We start from the raw sequence: 21,607 nt of genomic DNA on the forward strand, positions 1-21,607 counted from the left end.
TCAATAATTTATAAAAAGCTAAAATAACACATTTAGTCATCATGTAAGGCTTCTGCAGGATGAATCTTTGAAGCCATTCTTGCAGGGTATAAAGCACAGATGATCACCAGTAAATAAATGGTGATGGCCCCAGATACCATCGCGCAGATGTAGCCGCCTGTAGTTGCATTCAATACATTGAAAGCCATAAACTGGTAACCAACAATGAGACAGGGGATCAGTGCAAGAGTCGCGAGTAAAAACATTTCCATCATGATCTGACGGTAAATATCTGCAGAAGTGGCGCCGGCAGCCCTTCTCAGTCCTATTTCAGAACGGCGGGTATTGATGTTTTGATAGAGGATGCTAAAGAGACCCAGGATGATGTTGATGACTAAAAATCCTGATAACAAAGAAAGTATGAGCAGAGGAATAAATTGTTCTTTTTCATGCTTTTCTTTGTATTGAGATACAGGCATGATATTTTCACCAAGCCAGAGCCGATCTGTTGTTTCCTTCACCTTCTTATAAAGATCCTCATTCATGGGAGTCTTTAGTTTCAGCAGGACGGAGGCAGCACCCTGAGTATCGTGTGTGAAAACATTCTGGTTGTAATGATTGCCGACGCTTGGATCGTTGAGGTTCTCTACCACACCAATAACCTGATGCTGTATACCATCTATGTTTATTATGCGCCCAATTGCCTCCAGGTCAGAAAATATTTTTTGTTTAGTGCTGGCATCGATAACAGCTACTTTAGTCGACGACTGATAATCTTTTTTCTCAATCCATCTCCCAGATTTTACCTTTAATCCCAATATCTTAAGATACTTATCATCGACATTCACCCCTGAAACATCAGTTTTTTTCTTCTTATAGGTCATGGACCTTGGATTTGCTATCTTACTATAAGGTATATAGCTTGCAATGCTAATTTGGTCGATCTCTTTAATTTGCTTGAGTTCTTCTGTTAAAGAAGAAAAAGTTGTGTCGCTGGTATACATAAACCTATAATCAATTGAAATCAGGTTTTCTATATCGAATGTCGGACGCTTTTGTTTTAAAGCACCAGTTTCATAGAGAAACAATGCAATAAAGCCAGTTGCAAGAAAGAAAAAGAACAGTTCCACAATTAAAAAGATATGCTTTTTCTTTTTGTTCCACGTGAGTTTAAATAGATGTCTGATCATGATGCACCCCCTTTCAATGCTTTAATCGCTTGTAGCCTCGACATGCGCCAGGCCGGAATTATCCCGGACAAAAATCCAAAGAACAGTATACATGTCATGGAATAACCAATGGTTTTCCAATTGAGCATGAAATTCCCTTTTGCAATAGCAGTCTCCGGGTTTTCATAATAGATGACTTCAAGAAGTATATCAGAAGCGGCGAAAGTAAGTAGGATGCCTAAAATTCCACCTATAAAAGTGATGATGATGTTCTCGGTAATAAACTGCCCGACTAAAGCAGATGAAGATGCACCAAAAGCCTTTCTGATTCCGATTTCCGAACTCCGTTCTGATATTCGCCCAACATTTAACCCCATCATATTGAGTGCAGGGATGGCCATGATGAAAAATAGAAATCCTCCAAGAAAAATAGATGCCTCGTCAAAATCCAGTTTTTCAAAAATGGTGTCTGCATTTATCATAAGTTTTCCTCCAATGGTTTTGTAAATTGTTGTCCTTTTAGCAATTCCTTCCAGGGCAGATTTAACGGCAGGAATCTCACTTTTTGATCGGGCCAGGATAGTTGCCCGCATGTCGGTATAACCGATGTAAATGCCAGAGGCGATCCATATTGAAGCAGCTTCGGTACCGGCTTTGAATATGCTGATCCCATCTTTGACTACGCCTATGACCTTGAGTTTTGGATGTTCGCCAATATATTGTCCCAAGGCTGGTTTATCACCAAAATAGTAGTGTTTAACAGATTCACTAATAACGGCATAGGCCTGTTTCTCCTGGACATCCTTTTGATTATATGGTCGTCCTTCTAAAAATGTAAAATCATAGATTTTCCAGTGTTCTGCATCTGTATAGGCGGTATTGAAAGTAACTACCCTGTCTTTTCTGAAAGAACTAAGTGTACCTTCTCTATACAGAGAGACATTCTGTACCTGTTTCAGTGATCTTATCTCATTATAAAAACTGCTGTCTGCAATTAAATAGGAGAAGTAATCGGGTTTTTTACTGGTCGACATTCCTTCAAAGTAAATGATACGATCGTGATTTACAGCCGGAGCATTGTTGCCATAAACGAAATCAAATAAACCCAGCAGAATAGAAAAAATCATGATGGTAAAGCTGATTCCAAACAGACTCACTGCGGTAAAGAATTTCTGCCGCATCATCACTTTAAAAGCGATTTTTATATAGTTTTTTAACATACCTTACTAGTTTACTTGTCTGCCATCAAAAAACCGGATGATCCTTTGCGTCTTGTTTGCCATCTGTTCATCGTGGGTAACCATCACGATTGTTGTCCCCTCTGCGTTTAACCTGAGCATGATGTTCATGATCTCCTGACCCATGATGCTGTCGAGGTTTCCTGTAGGTTCATCGGCCAGAATGATCTCTGGATTACCTATGATTGCACGGGCAATGGCCACCCTTTGCCGCTGTCCGCCCGAAAGCTGATTGGGGAAATGCTGGGTTCTGCTGCTCAGACCTACTTTTTCTAATGCTTCCAAAGCTTTTTTTCTTCTTTGTGTACCTGAAATCCCCTTGCGGTAAAGCAAGGGAATCTCTACATTATCCAGTACAGAGAGGTCACTAATGAGGTGATAGCTTTGAAATATAAAGCCTAGTTTTTCATTGCGCAGATGAGCCATAGCCTTGTCCGCATAATTGCTAATGATTTTGTCGTCGATCTCAATTTGACCTGAAGTAGGCTCGTCGAGTAATCCCATAATATTTAATAGCGTACTTTTTCCGCAACCCGACGGGCCCATTACAGACACAAATTCGCCTTTGTTTATCTTGATGTTTACCCTGTTTAAGGCCAGCGTTTCTATGCTGCTGGTACGGTATACTTTTTCTATAGCTGTTAATTTAATCATGCTGCTAGTTATTAATCTGAAGTTCCAATTCTGTTTCCTGTTTCAAAATCATATAAAGTCAATACGCGGATGTTGTAATACGCATCCCAAAAATTCTTGAGAGACATGATATAGTCCCTTTTTGCCTGATCCTTCTCCTGCAAAGCTATATTTAAATCGGTAATGCTCAGGTCGCCCAGCAAATACCTGTTTCTCGCGATCTCATACCTTTCCTGCGCAGTTACATCTGCCGCTACGTTGTTTTGCATTTGCTCGCGTATCAGTTTAAATTGCTTCACCTGGGTATAAATCTCCTGGTCAAAATTATTTTCCTGCATGGCAATGCTGTATTCGGCCAATTTCTGATTTGCCTGTGCGGTTTTAATCCGGGCTGCCGACCGCCCCCAATCCAGAATCGGCACCTGCACACCGATCCGCAAGGTTTGCTGGTCTTTAGGATTTGAATAAATGCCCAGGATGTCATTTGCTTTATTGCTGAGGCCAAAAGTAGCAAATAAGCTCGCGTTCAATCCATTGTCGCCATGCGCTCTGGCCACCTCTTTTTGCGCTTCCAGCAATGTCCTCCTAAACTCTACCGTCTGATGTTTATTCTTTCGGGCTTCGCTGATGGCTGTACTCATATCTATATCAAACTCCGCCAGTTTTTCTGGTAGCAGGAGTGCTATTGCAGCATCACTTTTATTGCCGATGTAAAACTTAAAGTTCAGCATGGCACTTTCCACGTATAAGTCGGCCTGCGACAATGCCTTTCCGGCATTTAAAGAAGCCAGTTTCAGCTGCATCAGTTCATCCCTGGATAGTTTCCCCATGCCTGCTTTTACTTCCCCGATTTTGTACAATGTATCATTGTTTTTTTTATTCTTAACCGCGATTTCATGATTGATTTGGGCAATGAGGAGGTCAAAGAAAAGTGTAGATGCCGTTTTACTAATGTATTCGAGGTCTTCTGTGTATTTCTTTTTAGACTCCTCATATTTTAAAGGTTCTATCTTTTTATCCCATTTGAACGAATTAAAAGAAAAGAGCGGCTGATTAAAACCGATGACCAGCGGACTACCCGAATACCGGGTCTGCTTACGGTCAAAATCACGAAAGCGGAGGAGGTTTGAACTCATGAATACTTGTCCACCGCTAAACCTCAATGGCTGTCTAATTCCAAGGTTCAGCTGAGAATTATCATTGGCCACCGGGCGAAACTCGACTGTTCCGTCGGGCTGGGTAACAGCAACATTATTCCTGGTAAAATCCGGGAGTGATGCATCCAGACTAACCTGGGGCAAATAATCAGCCTTGTAATTGCGGTATTGCCAATACCTGGTTTCTTTTAGTGTAGCTGCCTGAAGCGCTGCGATAGAGTTTTCCCTTGCGAGGCCAACTGCCTGCACTAAGCTTAATTTCAACTTAGTCTCTTTTGTTTGCGCCTGAATTAAGGTGGGGAAGAAGGCAAATGCTATAAAAATGTATGTTTTCATTTGCCCGCTTAGTTTTTGATGATGACTTTATCCATGTTCTTAAAATCATTCATTTCCGTAACGATGATCTGCTCACCGGGCTGTAGTCCCGAGCGGATTTCCACCTTGTCAAAATTGCTGATCCCTACACTGATATTTCTTGATACGGCTTCATTGCCCTTTAACACGAATACCTTTTGCTGATCGGAGCCATTGAATGCCGGGCCGTTCTTCATCCTTATCACGTTGTCTTTTACAGCAGTGACGACAAATACATCGACTTTAAGGTTTGAGCGGAGTATCGGGTCATTGTTCTTATTCAACCCCACAAAAAACTTAACCATACCATTGTCTACTTCAGGCATGATGCTGGTAATCTGTCCTCTTAAATCTGTCTTGCCTATCCTCACAATGACACTTCTTCCCGGCTTTAAATTAGCCGCATAATCATCAGAGATCTTAGCTTCTATTTTAAAGCTGCTCATATCCGCAATCCTTACCAGTTCAGCTCCTTCACCAACCTCAATTCCAATTTTATCACTTACCCAGGTGATCATTCCCTTTGCGGGCGAGCGGACCTCAGCGAGGTTCAGCTTTTTATTAGATTCGGCAATGTTTTTATTCTGTATGCTGATCTGAAAGCCCAGGCTTTTCATGTCATTCTGCATTGCTTTCTTTTGATTACTGATCTGGTTTTTTAGCTGTTTGAGTTCCAGTTTTGAGATTTGGAGGTTCAGACCGGATTGTTTTACCCTTTCCGCTGTGCTGCCACCTATATTCAGCAAAGAACGTTCATGGTCAAGCGCAGTCTCCAGGCTTTGAATATTCATTTCCTTAATGGTGTATTGAGTCTCCAGTTCACCTAAAGACCTTTCCAGACTCAATTTCAACTGATCAATCTTATTGTGGTTGGCTGCCTGTTCATCCAGCATCTTGGTATAATTACTCAATGTGGTTTCTTTATTGAGCGACAGTATAGATTCCCCGGCATTGATGAGTTCACCAGGAGCATGAAGTACCTTTTCAATTTTAGCATGAATAGGACTAGTGATCGTAAATTCATTTTGAGGTATTACAATACCAGATGCAGATACAGTGGCTTCTATGGTACCCTTATCGGCAGTCTCTACTTCTATTTCAGCGCGATTGACAGAAGGCCTGATGTTTCCCCTGAACGCCACAAAAGCTACAATGATAGCTGCCAGACTTAAGCTGGTAATGATAATGGTAGTTACAGTTCGTTTTCTTTTAAATGTTTGAGATAGTGCTCTGTCCATGAATGCGGTAATTATGATGTGCCCTTAATTCAATCCTAGTGCCATAGTTATCTATCTTTTTATCAGCAAGTTAGTTGTTTGGTGTCTGATGGAAGTTGTTCCAAAATGGACAGATTGTTTCATTTTGGACATCGTTATTGTGTTTTCCTCTAGGGTATAAAAAAACACATGATACATCATCGGATGGTATGCAGCGGGTGAAAAAAATACAATAATGACCCAGAACTCAATATCTGAAACAGAAAATCAATCAAATTAATTGCAATTGTCCATAAAATTTATGGAAATTGAAGGTGTCGTTGTCTCTATCAATAAGAATTCTGATTTTTACTGAATAAAATCACTATTGTATCAAGCTTACTGTTTTGGTGGATGCCGGTAAGTAAAATTTAGGAAAATAATAATTATCAAAGGCCGGTAAATTTACCGGCCTTTGTTATTTTCAATATTCAGGGTAATAGATAAAAGCAATTAGCCCTGATAAGCATATGTGATGTTTCTTTTTGCTTCCTGCTTATCAGAAATGCGCTTCAGGTGATCTTTAAAATTACTGTGATCACTTTGAGAAGCAGCGGCCAGCGCGGCAAGTTTGTACTGCTCTTTGGCTCCTGCAAAATCCTGTTGCTCTTCAGCATAAGAACCCAGTACCTCATAAATATCAGCTTTGCAAACCCCGGGTATTTTCAGGGCTGTTTCAGCAGTATGCTTTATAGATTTCTGCATTTTCAATGTCACCAGTAATTTCAGATAATGTACATAGACATCAGGAAATCCGGCTTCAAGATCTATACATTTCTTAAAATAGTAACCAGCAGTCTGATAGTTTTTGAACTGGTAGTAATAACAGCATCCCAGCTGATAATAAGCTCTCGCATAATCGGGATCTATGTTGATCACTTCATTAAAAAAGTGAAGTGCTTTCGGCAGTTCCCCATAATTGAGCTCTTCTATTGCCTGCAGGTATTTCTCGTCTACAGTGTATAAAATGTCCATAAGGATATATAATTGATTTGAGAGGGCAGTGGCCCAAGCAAAAGTGTTTTGATAATTAAAAATAAATGGATTTGAGAATTCAATCTCGTTTAATGTCTGGAATGCTCCCTAGTGTCCGGGAAGAAAACTAAAGTCCATACCCGCGCACTTTAACCAGGAAGGCTGGTTATTCCGCTTTATTTGGATATGTTTGAAACGTAGCATGACTTATATTTTTTACAAATATATAAAAATGTCTTTATAGAAGTACAAATGCCTGTCCGAATGTTTTTGTAATATTGCGTACCAACGAATCCATTTTATGAATATCATCATAGACGCCGCTGCCCAAACGCAAGATTGTTATCCCCTGACTGTCAATAAACCCAATGCACTTATGAGTGTATTTAACAAAACACTTTTAGAGCATGCGCTGTCTGTTGCCGCTAAGCGTTCACAGCACGTCATTATACAAATTCAGGAGATTCATGCCGGGTTATTTCAACAGATTGAGCTTCCTGACTCCTGTCAAATAGCTACAGATTATATCCTCCAGCCGGAAGATCTAGTGATAGATGCCAGACATTTTTATTGGAATGATGAAGTTTTCAATATTCAGTATGCCTGGGACCTCATCAAATGCCAGGAAAAATATGCGTCGGAAGTAGTGTATAGTATTGATCCGAAATCAACCATTGAACCGCTGGCTACCTTAAAAGGAAATGTATCAGTAGGGGCGGGTACCATCATAAAAAACGGAGTATATATAGAAGGGCCGGTAATGATCGGTGAGAACTGTACCATTGGACCAAATTGTTATATACGCGGGAATACCTCCATAGGCAGTAATTGCAGAATCGGTAATGCGGTAGAAGTAAAAAATGCGATTATTGGTAGCGGCACTAATATTTGTCACCTGAGCTATTTTGGTGATGGCATTGCAGGAGATCATGTGAATCTTGGAGCTGGATTTATCAATGCCAACCTGAGGCACGATGCACAAGAAATGACTACGATGCTCAATGGAAGCAAAGTGCCGACGGGCAGAAACAAATTAGGTGCAATTATAGGCGATGATGTACATACGGGTATCAATACATCAGTATATCCCGGAAGAAAGATCTGGCCTCATTTATCTACGAATCCGGGAGAAATTGTTTCAAAAGATCTCATCTGAGCTGATAAAGTGCAATTATAACAACGCCAGAAACACCGGCCGATAAAAATCAGTCGGCGTTGCAAATCTTTAAAGAAAATCTGAGGGTTTTGTCTTACTGAACGTTGATCAGGGTAATGTCGAAATCCAGGATTGCATTACCCGGGATAGGACCTGTACCGCTGGTTCCGTAACCATAGTAAGAAGGGATCAGCAACCTGATCTTTCCACCTTTTTGAATCAGAGGAATACCAATTTGCCAGCCCTGGATTACTCTGCCTAAAGAAAAATCGATCGGAGCACCTTTTGAATCGTCGAAAATTGCCCCGTTCATTATTTTTCCCTGATAGGCAGCAGAGATCTGGCTATTAGCTGTATACTTTACATCTCCTGTTCCGGGAGCAATGATCTGGTAAAAAACACCTGAAGAATGTTTGATAGCTGGGATATTATTTGATGTGATATAGTTTCTGATGGCAATGGTATCTGCTTTAAACTGTGTTTCTACATCCACAGTCTTACCTTTTTTACATGCTGTAATTCCTGCAGCAATGAAGACCAATAATAAAAGAGATTTGATGTTATTCATAGGAAGCAAATATACTGATATTTTGAGATTGTGTATCATATGATCTTACAAGGGATAAATATCTTTTTATTTGAATTAAAGTTTCAGTATTTATTGAAAGTTTAATTTGTTTGTCGTATATTTGATCTATGAAAAGCTTAAGAAACCACACGATCCTTTATGATGCAGAATGCCCGATGTGCAGGATGTATACTAAAGCATTTACAACGGTTGGTATGCTTGACAAGACCGGAGCGCAGCCTTATCAGCAAATGCCAACAGAATTTTGTCCTTTTGTAGATCAGAGAAGGGCGGTAAACGAAATTGCATTGGTAAACAATGATACAGGGGAGGTTAGCTATGGCATCCATAGCCTCTTCAAAGTACTGGGAAATTCAATTCCTTTATTTGCACCTTTGTTTGCATTTAAACCATTTATATGGCTGATGACCAAAGTTTATGCTTTTGTATCTTACAACAGAAAGGTCATTATTCCTGAAGGTAAACAAGCGGGTGGCTTTGCACTGCAGCCTGATTTTAAATTGCATTATAGAATTGCCTATCTCCTGTTTACCTGGTTTTTTACTGGTCTTATCCTCACCAAGTATGCGGTATTACTGAAAGACGCCATGCCTGTTGGCGGCCCCTATAGGGAATACCTGATTTGTGGCGGACAGGTTGTTTTTCAGGGACTGATCATCAGTTTGGTGAACAGCGCAAAAAGGTGGGAGTACCTTGGTAATATGATGACCATCTCTTTTGCCGGAGCATTATTGCTATTGCTGGTGGTCATATTGTCTGGTTTTTTTACCTTGCCGGTACTGTTCTATGTGCTCTATTTTTTGGGAGTAGCGGGCCTGATGTTTTTGGAGCACATTCGCAGGACAGGCCTGCTGGGCCTTGGGTATATCCTTACGATGAGTTGGGTATTGTACCGCATAGCACTCCTTTTATGGATTATTTACAAATAACAACGTCAAATGAAATACAATAGCATAGTGATCGCAGGTGGCAATGGGTATTTGGGAAAAGTACTTGCCCGTTATTATAGAGACCTGGCAGAAAAAGTCATCATCCTTAGCCGGAAACCCCAACCGGCTGATGGGAATGTGGAAACGGTGTTGTGGGACGGAAAAACAGCGGGGAGCTGGACGAACGTTTTGCAGGGTGCGGATTTACTGGTCAATTTGTGTGGCAAAAACGTGAATTGCAGGTATACGGATAAAAACAGGAAGGAGATCATCGCATCAAGAGTAATTCCCAGCCTGCTTTTAGGTCAGGTAATTGCAGGCTTGTCTAATCCACCAAAGTTATGGATCAACGTAACCTCAGCAACGATTTATCGCCATGCGGAAGATCACGCACAGAATGAAGAGACAGGTAATATCGGCTATGGATTTTCAATAGACGTATGTAAACAATGGGAAGAAGCCTTTTTTGCAGTACCGACACCTTTAACACGTAAAGTTGCCCTGAGGATGGGGATTGTGCTGGGCAGAAACGATAGCGTGTTCCCTAGATTGCTGAACCTGGTGAAGGTTGGTCTGGGAGGCAGGCAAGGGGATGGGGAGCAGTACATCTCATGGATCCATGAGCATGATGTGGCCAGGTGTACCGAATGGCTGATGGGAAATAAGGTGGATGGTGTGCTGAACTGCGTGGCACCGGAAGCGGTTAAAAATGTGACTTTTATGAAGCTGATGCGTGACGCTTATGGTGTGCCGTTTGGATTGCCTAGTCCGCAGTGGCTGCTTGAAATCGGTGTTTTAATGATCGGTACGGAGATGGAGCTCATCTTAAAAAGCCGGTGGGTAGCTCCAAAAAGATTACTGGATGCAGGCTTTAATTTCCAATTTTCTAATGCTAAGCATGCAATACATGATATTTTAAGTTTACGGGTTTAGTAATTTCCTTACTTTTGTACCATGAATACTAAACAGGCTTACAACATCTGGGCTGCCCAGTATGATACCAACAGCAATAAAACAAGGGACATGGAAGCGCTTGCGCTGAAAATATCTCTGGCCAGCATTCCTTTTAATAAGGTACTGGAGATTGGTTGCGGAACCGGTAAAAATACAGAGTGGCTGATGGAGAAAGCAGCTTTGATCACAGCAGTTGATTTTTCTGAGCAAATGCTGGCCAGGGCTAAGGATAAGATTGCATCGAACAGGGTGCAGTTTAAACAGGCAGATATTACCTCGCGCTGGAACTTTAGGGACGGTCTGTATGACCTGGTGACTTTTAGTTTGGTGCTGGAGCATATCGATAACCTTGACTATGTGTTCAATGAGGTTTCTAAATCCTTGAATTCGGGTGGCTATGCTTATATTGGCGAGCTGCACCCATTTAAACAATACAGTGGTACAAAGGCCAGGTTTGATACGGATGAGGGCCGTCAGGTGGTAGATTGTTTCAATCATAACGTATCTGATTTTATTCATGCAGGGAAAAAGCACGGCCTGGCACTGGTAAATCTGGATGAGTATTTTGATGACAATGACAGGAGCCAGATCCCGAGAGTACTGACGATTCTTCTGCAAAAGATCTAGTTGTAGTAAAGCTTTTTTAATTTTTTATTTCTAATAGTTGGTCGGCAGGGAATAAATAAAATATATTTGTATCAACGAATAAGAAATGAGAGCATTAGCGATATTTTGTGTAATTGTGGTCATGGTACTCAATATGGTGCCTTGTGCCGATGCGCATGATCATGCCGATACTCCTCCTGTTGCTTCGTCTTTTTCTTCAGCTGAAAAAAGCCATGAAGCTCCTTTGGAAGATGCTTGCACACCTTTTTGTCATTGTTCCTGCTGCGCAAGTTCAGTGGTCTTAAAGCTTGTAGTGGGCTTAACTCCTCCATTTTCAATACATCAAACTTCAATTGCTACGCATTTTGAAGGCAGGTCTATAGCGATCAGCCTTTCGGTCTGGCAGCCTCCTAAGTTAGTTTAATACATTTTATTTCTGTAGAAGTAGTCTTTAAGTCGGTCGTCATCCTGAATTTATTTCAGGATCCCGGAATAGAGTGGCCGCTTTGCAGGTGCGGGATCCTGAAATAAACCACGAAGTGCTCATGAAGACGAAGATCAATAAGCACGACTGAATAATTCAGGATGGCGAGCGGGATACATATGATATCCTGTCCATTTTTCCTTATCAACGCTTTGTAACTAACTAATTTATGTTTGATAAAATAATTCAATTTTCTATAAAGAATAAGCTCATTATCGGTTTGATGATGCTTGCCCTGATCATATGGGGAGCTTATTCCATTAAAAACCTACCTATTGATGCGGTGCCTGATATTACCAATAACCAGGTGCAGATCATTTCACAAGCACCAAGCCTTGGTGCCCAGGAGGTAGAGCAATTCATTACTGCTCCGATAGAGCTGGCCATGGCAAATATTCCTGAAGTGATCGAGAAAAGGTCGATTTCCAGGTCTGGTATCTCTGTAATTACGATCGTTTTTGAGGATGATACTGATATTTACTGGGCAAGGCAGCAGGTTTCTGCCCAGCTAAAAGAAGCGGAGAATAACATTCCTGATGGGCTGGCACAGCCGGCGCTGGCGCCAATTACAACTGGCCTTGGGGAGATTTATCAATATGTGCTTCATACCAAAAAGGGTTATGAAGGTAAGTATAGCGCAACCGATTTGCGCAGCCTGCAGGACTGGGTGGTTAGGACCCAACTTGCGGGTACTAAAGGAGTGGCCGAAGTGAGCGGATGGGGCGGTTATGTAAAACAATATGAGATTGCGCTCGACAATGAAAAGCTCAACTCCAATAATGTAACCATCTCCCAAATTTATGAGGCACTGGAAAACAACAATGAAAATACCGGGGGTTCTTATATAGAGCAGCAAAGTAACGCCTATACGATCCGTGGTATCGGACAGGTAAAATCACTGGATGACATCGAAAAGATTGTAGTGAAGAATGTGGGTGGAGTGCCTGTGCTGATCAGGGATGTGGGAACTGTCCAGTTTGGCAGTGCAACCAGGTATGGGGCTGTCACCCGAAATGGAACGGGTGAAGTAGTGGCCGGTATTACACTGATGCTGAAAGGCGAGAATTTTAATCAGGTCATAGAAAATGTAAAAGAACGCATTGTTCAGGTTCAGAAATCCTTGCCTGAAGGTGTGATTATTGAACCTTTCATAGACAGGACAGAACTGGTGGGACGTTCCATCAGTACGGTACAGAAGAACCTGATAGAAGGCGCGCTCATTGTGATTTTTGTATTACTGCTGTTGTTGGGCAACTGGAGGGCAGGTCTGATCGTGGCTTCTGTGATTCCATTGTCTATGCTCTTTGCATTTGCCATGATGCGGCTTTTTGGCGTATCTGGCAACCTGATGAGTTTAGGAGCCATAGATTTTGGTTTGATTGTAGATGGTGCGGTCATTATAGTAGAGGCCATTATCTTCAGGCTGACCGAAAGTAAATTGTTTAAAGAGAAACCGCTGTTGAGCCAGACTGAAATGGATCAGGAGGTATTTACTGCCTCTTCCAAGATCAGGGCCAGCGCTACTTTTGGCGAGATCATCATACTGATCGTTTATCTGCCGCTATTGTCGCTGGTAGGTATAGAGGGCAAGATGTTTAAACCAATGGCTCAGACAGTGGTATTTGCGATTATAGGCGCGTTTATCTTGTCGCTGACCTACGTGCCGATGATCAGTGCGCTGTTTCTTAGTAAAAGTACGGTGCATAAAAGAAACATCTCCGACAAAATCATGGACTTTTTTAAGCGTGTTTATCAGCCTATGCTGGAATGGGTGCTTAGGTTTAAAAAACTGGTGGTAAGTGCTGCGTTGGCATTGTTTGTATTTACAGTTTGGGTATTCAGTACAATGGGAGGCGAGTTTTTGCCGCAATTGGAAGAAGGGGATCTTGCCGTGGAAATTGCCATGTCACAGGGTACATCACTAACCCAGGTCGTGGAAACCTTTGGTAAAGCTGAAAAGATACTGAAAGACAAGTTTCCTGAGGTGAAGCAGGTGGTAACCCGGATAGGAAGTGCTGAAATCCCTACTGATCCCATGCCGGTAGAGCGTGGGGATATGATGGTTGCCATGTTGCCGAAAGAAGAGTGGACATCGGCAAAGACCAAAGAAGAAATGTCTGAAAAGATGGAAGAGGCTTTGTCTTTGCTACCAGGCGTAAGCATAGAGATCACACAGCCGATGCAGATGCGTTTCAATGAGCTGATGACAGGTGTACGGCAGGACGTGGCCATTAAGATTTACGGGGAAGACCTGGATGTGCTTGCGCAGCAGGCTGCAAAGGTTTCAGGACTCATCGCGCCTGTAGAAGGTGTGAGTGAGCCATTTATTGAGCAGGTAACAGGATTGCCGCAGGTGATTGTAAGTTACGACAGGGATAAGATCGCTCAGTATGGGTTGACGATAGGCGACATCAATACTTTGCTTCGGACGGCCTTTGCAGGTAATGTTGCGGGTGTGGTGTTTGAAGGAGAGAAGCGTTTTGATATGGTGGTGAGGCTGCAGCGTGACCTTCGGGAAAATATTTCGAGTATTGAGAACCTGTATATTCCTTTACCCTCTGGCAATAAAGTTCCCCTGAACCAGGTGGCAAAAGTAGAGCTGAAAGAAGCGCCCGCACAGATTTCGAGGGAAGACGGCAAAAGGCGTATTTATGTCGGTTTTAACGTAAAAGGAAGAGATGTGGAGCGTACCGTGGCGGAGATACAGCAGGTATTGGATAGTAAACTTAAACTGCCATCAGGATACTATATCACCTATGGTGGTCAGTTCCAAAACCTGAAAGAAGCAAAGAGCAGACTTTCTATCGCTGTGCCGGTAGCCATGCTACTGATCCTGGGCTTGCTTTATTTTACGTTCCGTTCGGTTACACAAACCATACTTATTTTTACTGCAGTACCGCTTTCTGCTATAGGGGGTGTTTTTGCATTGCTGCTGAGGGGGATGCCTTTCAGTATCTCTGCGGGTGTAGGTTTCATTGCACTTTTTGGTGTGGCCGTATTGAATGGCATCGTGCTGATTTCCTATTTTAATCAACTGAAAGAAGAGGGGGTGACGGATGTTTATAAGCGGGTGATGAAGGGAACGGCTGTAAGGCTGAGACCGGTGATCATGACTGCCGCAGTAGCTTCACTCGGCTTCCTGCCAATGGCTTTATCGGGTGGAGCCGGTGCTGAAGTGCAGAAGCCGCTGGCTACAGTGGTCATTGGTGGATTGCTTTCTGCCACATTGCTAACACTATTTGTACTGCCTAGTTTATATATTTTAGTGACAGACCGTAAAAACAAAATGACGATGAATGTTAAGCCTCTGGTGATTGTGCTGTTGATAATGACCGGAATATTAGGCTCAGGAAGTTTTAATTGTGCGAAGGCGCAGCAAAGGGTCATTTCTGTGGATTCCGCAATTGCCCTTGCACTAAAGAACAACCTGCAGCTAAAATCTTCAGCGCTTGCTGTGAGCCAGTCGAGGGCATTGGAGAAGTCGGCTTTTGATCCTGGAAAAACAGCTATTAATTTTTCGCAGGATCCGAGTAGTGGCGGAGGTAATGACAATTCTGTCGGTATTTCCCAGAGCTTTGCCTGGCCGGGTTTATATAAAAATCAGAAAAAACTGTTTGTAGCGCAGACCTCACTTGCGGAAAAGATAGGCGGTTATACTCAGTCTGAGGTGATCAGGGAAACCAGGTTGGCATATTATGAGTATTTGTTTGGCTTACAAACCCTGAAAGTGCTTGCCTTGCAGGACAGCATTTATAGTAATTTTATAAAGAAATCTGAACTGAGGTATAAGGTAGGGGAGACTTCTAATCTGGAACTGATTACCGCGAAGAACAAATACCAGGAGGTACAGGCAATGAGACAATCGGCAGCAGCCGAACTGGCTATCCAGCAGCTAAATCTTCAGCAGCTGCTGAATGTAAAGGAGGCTGTTGTTCCCGGCGAGCAGACCTTGATCGTATTGCCGCTAAATGATGGTGGCATTCCTGATCGCAATTTACTGAGCAGCGTTTATCAGCAGCAGATCGAAGTGGCAAAAGCTAAAATTGATGTAGAAACGGCGAAGTTTATGCCTGATTTTACTTTGGGATATGCGCAGCAACTGGTGATCAAATCATTTGATCCGGCGAATTTGAACAGGGGGTACACACCGGGGACGAGGATTGCCGGTGTACAGTTTGGCATAGGAATTCCGATATTTAATGGTGCTGGCAGGGCAAGGGTGAACAGTGAAAAGCTTGCTGTACAGATTGCAGAGACGGAGTATTTAAGGATGCAAAACCAACTGAACGTGAAGCAGCAACAGGAAATGCAGAATTACCTGAAGCATAAAAGTATGACCGATTATTTTACGTCGGGGGGACTGAAGCAGGCGGATGAACAGTTGCGCATTGCACAGGTTTCGTATGACCTGGGTGAGATAGGTTATATAGAGTTTATTCAGAATATGGCTTTGGCTGTGCAAAGTAAGCTCAATTACCTGGAGACAGTTCGCCAGCTCAACCAATCAGTTATTCAATTACAGTTTTTAAAAGGAAATTAATCTAATGAAAGTGATGTCATATATAAAAAAGGGTTTTGCCGGAACAGTAGTTTCGGTGATTTTTGTTGCGCTGTTGACTGCCTGTGGTGGCAAAAGTAATCCGCCAAAGGAAAGTACAGAAGAGGCCGGACATGAAGAGCATGGCGGACATGAGGGGGTGATTGAACTGAGTCAGGAACAACTGGATGCGGTAGGCATCATGATCGGTAGTGTAGAGCAAAAGAACCTGACAGCGGTTGTAAAATCGAGTGGTCAGCTTGCTGTCCCACCACAAAACGCAGCGCAAATCAATGTGTTGTCTGGAGGTATTATACGAAAAATCAATGTGATAGAGGGGCAGAAGGTAAGTAAAGGCCAGGTTTTGGTAACAGTGGAAAATCAGGAACTGGTTCAGTTGCAGCAGGAATACCTGAGTGCAAAAGGAGGCTTCAGTTTCGTAGATGCGGAATACAACAGGCAGATGCAGCTGAAGGCAGCGAACGCGGGAACCGGCAAAGCACACCAACTTGCAGAAGCCAATTACAATGCAGAACGCTCGAAGATCAAAGCTTTGGAACGCCAGTTACAGCAGTATGGAATATCAGCAAGTAAAGTTGCTGCGGGAAATATAGTAACCCAGGTACCTGTGACTGCACCAATCAATGGTACAATAAGCAAGATTACGGCAGAGACGGGATCTTATGCACAACCGGGTGTTTCGATCATGGATATAGTGGACAATTCAAAGATCCATGCAGACCTGATTGTGTTTGAGAAGGATTTGTCAAAAATTAAGATCGGGCAGAAGGTAGATTTTCAACTGACCAATCAGAAAAATGAACAGATTGAAGGGGAAATCTACGGAATCAATAAGTCTTTTGAGAATGACAGTAAAGGTGTGGTGGTGCATGCGGTGATCAAAAAGCCTGGTGCAAACCTGATACCGGGTATGTATGTGACAGGTTTGATAGGGATTGGTACAGCAGTTTCATCGGCAGTCCCTATTGATGCGGTGGTACGGGCGGAAGGAAAGGAATTTATCTTTATCGTTGATGACACTGCAGAAGAAGCACATAAAGAAGAGCATGAGGATGAAAATAAACATGAGGGCGCTCACGATCATAAAGAAGAAAAAACTGTACATTTCAAAAAAGTTGAGGTGAAAACAGGGGTTTCAGAATTGGGTTATATTCAGATCACCCCTTTGGAAAAATTACCTGCTGATGTTAAATTGGTAACAAAAGGGGCGTTTTATTTGCAGTCTAAGTCATCAGGTCCGGCAGAACATAGTCATTAATAACTATTATGAAATCAGGAAAGCAACATGAACATTGCTGTTCACATGAAGAAACAGTAAAACCAGCAGGTCAACATGATCATAATGGTCTCGAGGGGCATGATGAGGATGATGGACACAATCATGGTGAAGGGGAAGCAGAAGGCTGGATGGGGTATTGGCCTCTGCTGACTGCTTTATTTGCTGTGGTGATAATGATGGTTCTCGAATACGGCTTCGACAAGAAATTCAATGATATAATTCAGCTGATCATATTCATCCCGGCTTATTTGCTGGCTGGGTACAATGTGTTGAATCTCGCGTTCAGAAAAGCAATGAGGCTTGACTTTTTCAATGAGTTTTTTCTGATGAGTGTGGCGACAATCGGCGCCTTTGCTATTGGATCTTACAGTGAAGGAGTTGCCGTGATGGTGTTTTATTCCATTGGCGAATGGTTCCAGGACAGTGCAGTGAGCAACGCGAAACGAAGTATAAAGGCATTGCTTGACATTCGTCCTGATACGGTAGATGTGATCAGGGGTGGTAAAGTAGAGACCGTAAATCCGGTTGATGTGGAAATAGGTGAGGTGATACAGGTAAGGCCTGGAGAAAAAGTGGCATTAGATGGTGAATTACTGTCGGACAAGGCCACCTTCAATACCGCTGCGCTCACAGGAGAGAGCCGACCGGATAATAAAGCTAAGGGCGAGGCGGTTTTTGCGGGAATGATCAACTTGAATCAGCTTACGGAAATCAAGGTGAAAGCAGCGTTTAAAGACAGCAAACTGAGTAAAATTCTGGAAATGGTGCAGGATGCCACTGTGCGTAAATCGCAGACACAACTGTTTATTTCCAGGTTTGCAAAAGTATATACGCCAATAGTGTTTTTACTGGCTGTGTTGCTGGTTGCTCTGCCATACTTTTTTGTTTCGGATTATGTTTTCCAGGATTGGCTCTATAGAGGTTTGGTTTTTCTGGTGATCAGCTGCCCCTGCGCATTGGTGGTATCTATTCCTCTGGGTTATTTTGGAGGAATCGGACTGGCGTCCAAAAATGGGATTCTTTTTAAAGGTTCGAATTACCTGGATGTGATGACCAGGATCAATACCGTAGTGATGGATAAGACCGGTACGCTGACCAAGGGTGTGTTTGAAGTACAGAAGGTAGTTGCGGTGGGCATTAATGAAAAGGAACTGCTGCTTCTTGCCGCAGCAATAGAGAGTAAATCTACCCATCCGATTGCTGTTGCCGTGGTTAGTCATGCGGGGGATGTATTAGAAAGTGTGAAGATTGAAGATGTTGAAGAGGTGGCGGGACATGGCCTGACTGGTGTGGTCAATGGAAAAAAGGTGCTGGCAGGAAATGCGAAACTGCTGAAGAAGTTTGATGTTGACTATGATGCCGCGGTGGATGAGGAAGTGGATACAATTGTTGTCCTTGCGGTGGATGGCAAATACGCTGGCTACATTACCATTGCCGATGAGGTTAAGGAAGATGCGGGGCAGGCAATTGCCGCCATGCACGCCCTGGGTATTCAGACTGTAATGCTCAGTGGCGATAAACAAAGCACTGTTGATAAAGTGGCTTCATTGCTGGGTATCGATAAAGCGTTTGGCGACCTGCTGCCGGAACATAAGGTGGAGCAGGTAGAAGCCCTGAAAAAGGAGGGACGACGCCTGGCTTTTGTTGGGGATGGTGTAAACGACGCTCCGGTTGTTGCGCTTGCAGATGCAGGTATTGCGATGGGTGGATTGGGCAGTGATGCCACTATTGAAACTGCGGACATTGTGATCCAGAATGATCAGCCTTCAAAGATCGTGACGGCCATTAAGATAGGCAAGCTGACCAGAAGTATTGTGTGGCAGAATATTATACTCGCGATGGGCGTGAAGATTATTGTATTGATATTAGGCGCAGGTGGGGTTGCCACTTTATGGGAAGCAGTGATTGCCGATGTAGGTGTCGCGCTTCTGGCTATTTTGAATGCAGTGAGGATTCAAAGAAAGCAAGTTTAAACGAATGATATTTGTATTCTGATTACAGAAGCTAACGTCATCTCGACGATAGGAGAGATCCCTTGAGCTAGCTTGATCAAGAGATCCCTCGTATCGGGATGACGATTGTGTAACTTTCTGAGACTTTTTTATTTTGTAGGCAAGCCCCGGCTTTTTTGCATGGCCGTAATGCTTGGATCATGTCCGCGGAAATTGCGGAACATTATGCCATAATCTTCAGTATTTCCTTTTGACAGGATCATATCGCGGAAACGCTGACCATTGGCCCTTGTAAGTCCTCCATTTTCCTGGAACCACTGGAATGCATCATGATCGAGCATTTCAGTCCACAGGTATGCATAATAGCCGGCAGCATAACCATTTCCCCAGATGTGCAGGAAGTAGCTTGAACGGTAGCGTGATGGTACATAGGGTAGGTCAAGATGAGTTTTTTGCAATGCTGCAGTTTCAAACTTATTGGCATCCTGCAAAGGTTCAGCGGCAGAAAGTTTATGCCATTGCATATCCAGTGCTGCTGCTGCCAGCACTTCCGTCAGGGCATAGCCCTGATTAAAGGTTGATGCTTTCTTAATCTTATCTACTAATGCCTGAGGCATTGGCTCTCCTGTTTTATAATGTGTGGCGTATTTCTTAAAGATCGCCGGATCAAGCGCCCAGTTCTCATTGAATTGAGAAGGGAACTCTACAAAATCACGCGCTACATTGGTGCCGGAAAGACCAGGGTATTTCTGGTTGGCAAAGAAGCCGTGTAGTGCGTGTCCAAATTCATGGAACATGGTCGTCACATCGTCAAAGCTAATGAGTGCAGGTTGTCCGTCAACCGGTTTACTGAAGTTGCAGACATTGAAGATGACTGGTTTGGTACCAAGGAGTGTAGACTGACCCACCATATTGTCCATCCAGGCACCTCCGGATTTATTGTCTCTTTTGAAATAGTCACAATAAAAAAGGCCTATCGGCGATTTATCTTCATTAAACAATTCATATACTTTAACATCCTTATGGTAGACAGGGAGATCAGTTCTTTCCTTAAATGTAATTCCATAGAGTTGCGTTGCAGCATAGAATACCCCATTTTGAAGTACATTATTCAATTCGAAGTAAGGCTTGATCTGATTCTCATCAAGATCATACTTTGCTTTGCGTACCTTTTCTGCATAATGGTTCCAATCGTAAGCTTCCAGTTTGAAACCGCCCTTTTCTTTGTCGATCACAGACTGGATATCTGCTGCTTCTGTTCTTGCCTTTGCTGTGGCAGAGGGAACCAATTTGTCAAAGAAAGCATCAACAGCAGCAGGTGTTTTAGCCATTTGATCCTGAAGTTTCCAGGTCGCATAATTGGGGAAACCCATCAGTTTAGCCTTTTCTGCACGTATTTTAGCAATTTGGACAATGGTTTTCCGGGTATCATTGTCGTTATTTTGTTCAGCCCTGTTCCATGAAGCTTCAAAAAGGTTTTTACGGGTATTGCGGTTAGATAGTACCAGCAGGTCGGGTTGCTGTGTAGTGTTCTGTAGTTGTATGATCCATTTGCCTTCGAGCTGATTTGTTTTGGCTGTTTGAGCAGCGGCATCCAGTTCTGCATCTGAAAGCCCATCTAATTCCGCTTTGTCGGCCACAACCAATGCTCCTGCTTTTGAAGCGGCAAGCAATTGGTTAGAAAACTTAGCACTTAAAGATGCTTCCTGTTCATTTAGCTTTTTTAAATCTGTTTTCTGTTCGTCAGTAAGTTTGGCCCCGGCGAGTTCGAAATTCTGGTAATAATATTCAATCAGGCGGTTTGATTCAGCATCGAGTTTGAGCTGAGTCCTTTGATTGTGTATGGTTTCGATTCTTTTAAACAGTTTGGAGTTCAGGTAAATGGCATCCTGATGGGCAGCGAGTTTAGGGGCAACTTCCTCTTGAAGTTTTTGCAGTTTGTCATTAGTATTGGCTCCTGTTAAAAGCCCAAACACCCTGTTTACCCTGTTCAGTACTGAACCTGATTTCTCCATGGCCACTAATGTGTTCTCGAAAGTGGGGGCTTCAGCGTTGTTGGCTATTTTTTCTATTTCCGCGAGGTGTTGTTTCATTCCTTCCTCAAGGGCAGGTTTGAAATCGTCGTCGTTTATTTTGTCGAATGCAACAGCCTGATAAGGCAGCTTGCTTTCGCTAAGAAAAGGATTTGAAGTTGATAAAGCATTATCCTCAGTCGATTTTTTACCATCGTTGGAACAAGATGATAAAATCGCCAGCATAGCCACCAGCGGTACTTTGAAAGTTGTTTTCATGCAGTTATAAGTTTTTGATACCCTAAGGTACATAAATTATAACTGCAT

General features: G+C 42.8%; 16 protein-coding genes. 8 read left to right on the forward strand and 8 right to left on the reverse strand.

From position 1 onward, the window contains the following. Positions 1 to 32: 32 nt before the first annotated feature. From R2Q78_RS12450 to R2Q78_RS12475, 6 genes are all read right to left on the reverse strand, one after another. Positions 33 to 1,169 (reverse strand): ABC transporter permease, encoded by a 1,137-nt coding sequence (locus tag R2Q78_RS12450; RefSeq protein WP_316792341.1) that lies wholly within the window; start codon positions 1,167 to 1,169, stop codon positions 33 to 35. Then, positions 1,166 to 2,368, reverse strand: coding sequence for an ABC transporter permease (locus R2Q78_RS12455; RefSeq protein ID WP_316792343.1), 1,203 nt, complete (start codon positions 2,366 to 2,368; stop codon positions 1,166 to 1,168). Before R2Q78_RS12455 ends, R2Q78_RS12450 begins: the two co-directional genes overlap by 4 nt. Positions 2,369 to 2,374: 6 nt before the next feature. Next, positions 2,375 to 3,040, reverse strand: coding sequence for an ABC transporter ATP-binding protein (locus R2Q78_RS12460; RefSeq protein ID WP_316792345.1), 666 nt, complete (start codon positions 3,038 to 3,040; stop codon positions 2,375 to 2,377). Between the two features lie 11 nt (positions 3,041 to 3,051). Then, positions 3,052 to 4,512 carry a TolC family protein gene (locus R2Q78_RS12465; RefSeq protein ID WP_316792348.1) on the reverse strand — a complete coding sequence of 487 codons (1,461 nt, stop codon included), beginning with the start codon at positions 4,510 to 4,512 and terminating at the stop codon, positions 3,052 to 3,054. An 8-nt stretch (positions 4,513 to 4,520) separates the two neighbouring features. After that, on the reverse strand, positions 4,521 to 5,768 hold the full coding sequence (locus R2Q78_RS12470; RefSeq protein WP_316792350.1) for an efflux RND transporter periplasmic adaptor subunit: 1,248 nt from the start codon (positions 5,766 to 5,768) through the stop codon (positions 4,521 to 4,523). Between the two features lie 471 nt (positions 5,769 to 6,239). Beyond that, positions 6,240 to 6,761 (reverse strand): hypothetical protein, encoded by a 522-nt coding sequence (locus R2Q78_RS12475; protein ID WP_316792353.1) that lies wholly within the window; start codon positions 6,759 to 6,761, stop codon positions 6,240 to 6,242. A gap of 301 nt (positions 6,762 to 7,062) precedes the next feature. On the opposite strand from R2Q78_RS12475, the gene R2Q78_RS12480 reads away from it, so the two are divergent. Further along, on the forward strand, positions 7,063 to 7,917 hold the full coding sequence (locus tag R2Q78_RS12480) for a DapH/DapD/GlmU-related protein (protein WP_316792355.1): 855 nt from the start codon (positions 7,063 to 7,065) through the stop codon (positions 7,915 to 7,917). 94 nt (positions 7,918 to 8,011) lie between these two features. Here the strand turns inward: R2Q78_RS12480 and R2Q78_RS12485 are convergent, their stop codons facing one another. Further along, positions 8,012 to 8,485 (reverse strand): FKBP-type peptidyl-prolyl cis-trans isomerase, encoded by a 474-nt coding sequence (locus tag R2Q78_RS12485; protein WP_316792356.1) that lies wholly within the window; start codon positions 8,483 to 8,485, stop codon positions 8,012 to 8,014. A gap of 128 nt (positions 8,486 to 8,613) precedes the next feature. Between R2Q78_RS12485 and R2Q78_RS12490 the strand changes: the two genes are divergently transcribed. The 7 genes from R2Q78_RS12490 (at position 8,614) to R2Q78_RS12520 (ending at position 19,289) form a co-directional block, all read left to right on the forward strand. Then, a complete protein-coding gene (locus R2Q78_RS12490; RefSeq protein WP_316792358.1) occupies positions 8,614 to 9,435 on the forward strand; it encodes a DUF393 domain-containing protein in 822 nt (273 codons plus the stop codon). A 9-nt stretch (positions 9,436 to 9,444) separates the two neighbouring features. Further along, a complete protein-coding gene (locus R2Q78_RS12495) occupies positions 9,445 to 10,368 on the forward strand; it encodes a TIGR01777 family oxidoreductase (RefSeq protein WP_316792360.1) in 924 nt (307 codons plus the stop codon). Positions 10,369 to 10,389: 21 nt separating this feature from the next. Beyond that, positions 10,390 to 11,016 (forward strand): class I SAM-dependent methyltransferase, encoded by a 627-nt coding sequence (locus tag R2Q78_RS12500; protein WP_316792362.1) that lies wholly within the window; start codon positions 10,390 to 10,392, stop codon positions 11,014 to 11,016. A gap of 85 nt (positions 11,017 to 11,101) precedes the next feature. Beyond that, on the forward strand, positions 11,102 to 11,419 hold the full coding sequence (locus R2Q78_RS12505) for a DUF6660 family protein (RefSeq protein ID WP_316792363.1): 318 nt from the start codon (positions 11,102 to 11,104) through the stop codon (positions 11,417 to 11,419). Between the two features lie 229 nt (positions 11,420 to 11,648). Continuing rightward, positions 11,649 to 16,019 carry a CusA/CzcA family heavy metal efflux RND transporter gene (locus R2Q78_RS12510; protein ID WP_316792364.1) on the forward strand — a complete coding sequence of 1,457 codons (4,371 nt, stop codon included), beginning with the start codon at positions 11,649 to 11,651 and terminating at the stop codon, positions 16,017 to 16,019. Positions 16,020 to 16,032: 13 nt separating this feature from the next. Beyond that, the gene (locus R2Q78_RS12515; RefSeq protein WP_316792365.1) at positions 16,033 to 17,295 is read left to right on the forward strand and encodes an efflux RND transporter periplasmic adaptor subunit; all 1,263 of its coding nucleotides are present in this window, start codon (positions 16,033 to 16,035) and stop codon (positions 17,293 to 17,295) included. Between the two features lie 8 nt (positions 17,296 to 17,303). Then, positions 17,304 to 19,289 carry a heavy metal translocating P-type ATPase gene (locus R2Q78_RS12520; RefSeq protein WP_410478488.1) on the forward strand — a complete coding sequence of 662 codons (1,986 nt, stop codon included), beginning with the start codon at positions 17,304 to 17,306 and terminating at the stop codon, positions 19,287 to 19,289. A 128-nt stretch (positions 19,290 to 19,417) separates the two neighbouring features. Here R2Q78_RS12520 and dcp read toward each other — a convergent pair whose 3' ends face one another. Continuing rightward, the gene (gene dcp / locus R2Q78_RS12525) at positions 19,418 to 21,559 is read right to left on the reverse strand and encodes a peptidyl-dipeptidase Dcp (RefSeq protein WP_316792367.1); all 2,142 of its coding nucleotides are present in this window, start codon (positions 21,557 to 21,559) and stop codon (positions 19,418 to 19,420) included. Between the last annotated feature and the right edge of the window lie 48 nt (positions 21,560 to 21,607).

This window comes from Pedobacter frigoris (assembly GCF_032678645.1).
Taxonomy (GTDB): Bacteria; Bacteroidota; Bacteroidia; order Sphingobacteriales; family Sphingobacteriaceae; genus Pedobacter; species Pedobacter frigoris_A.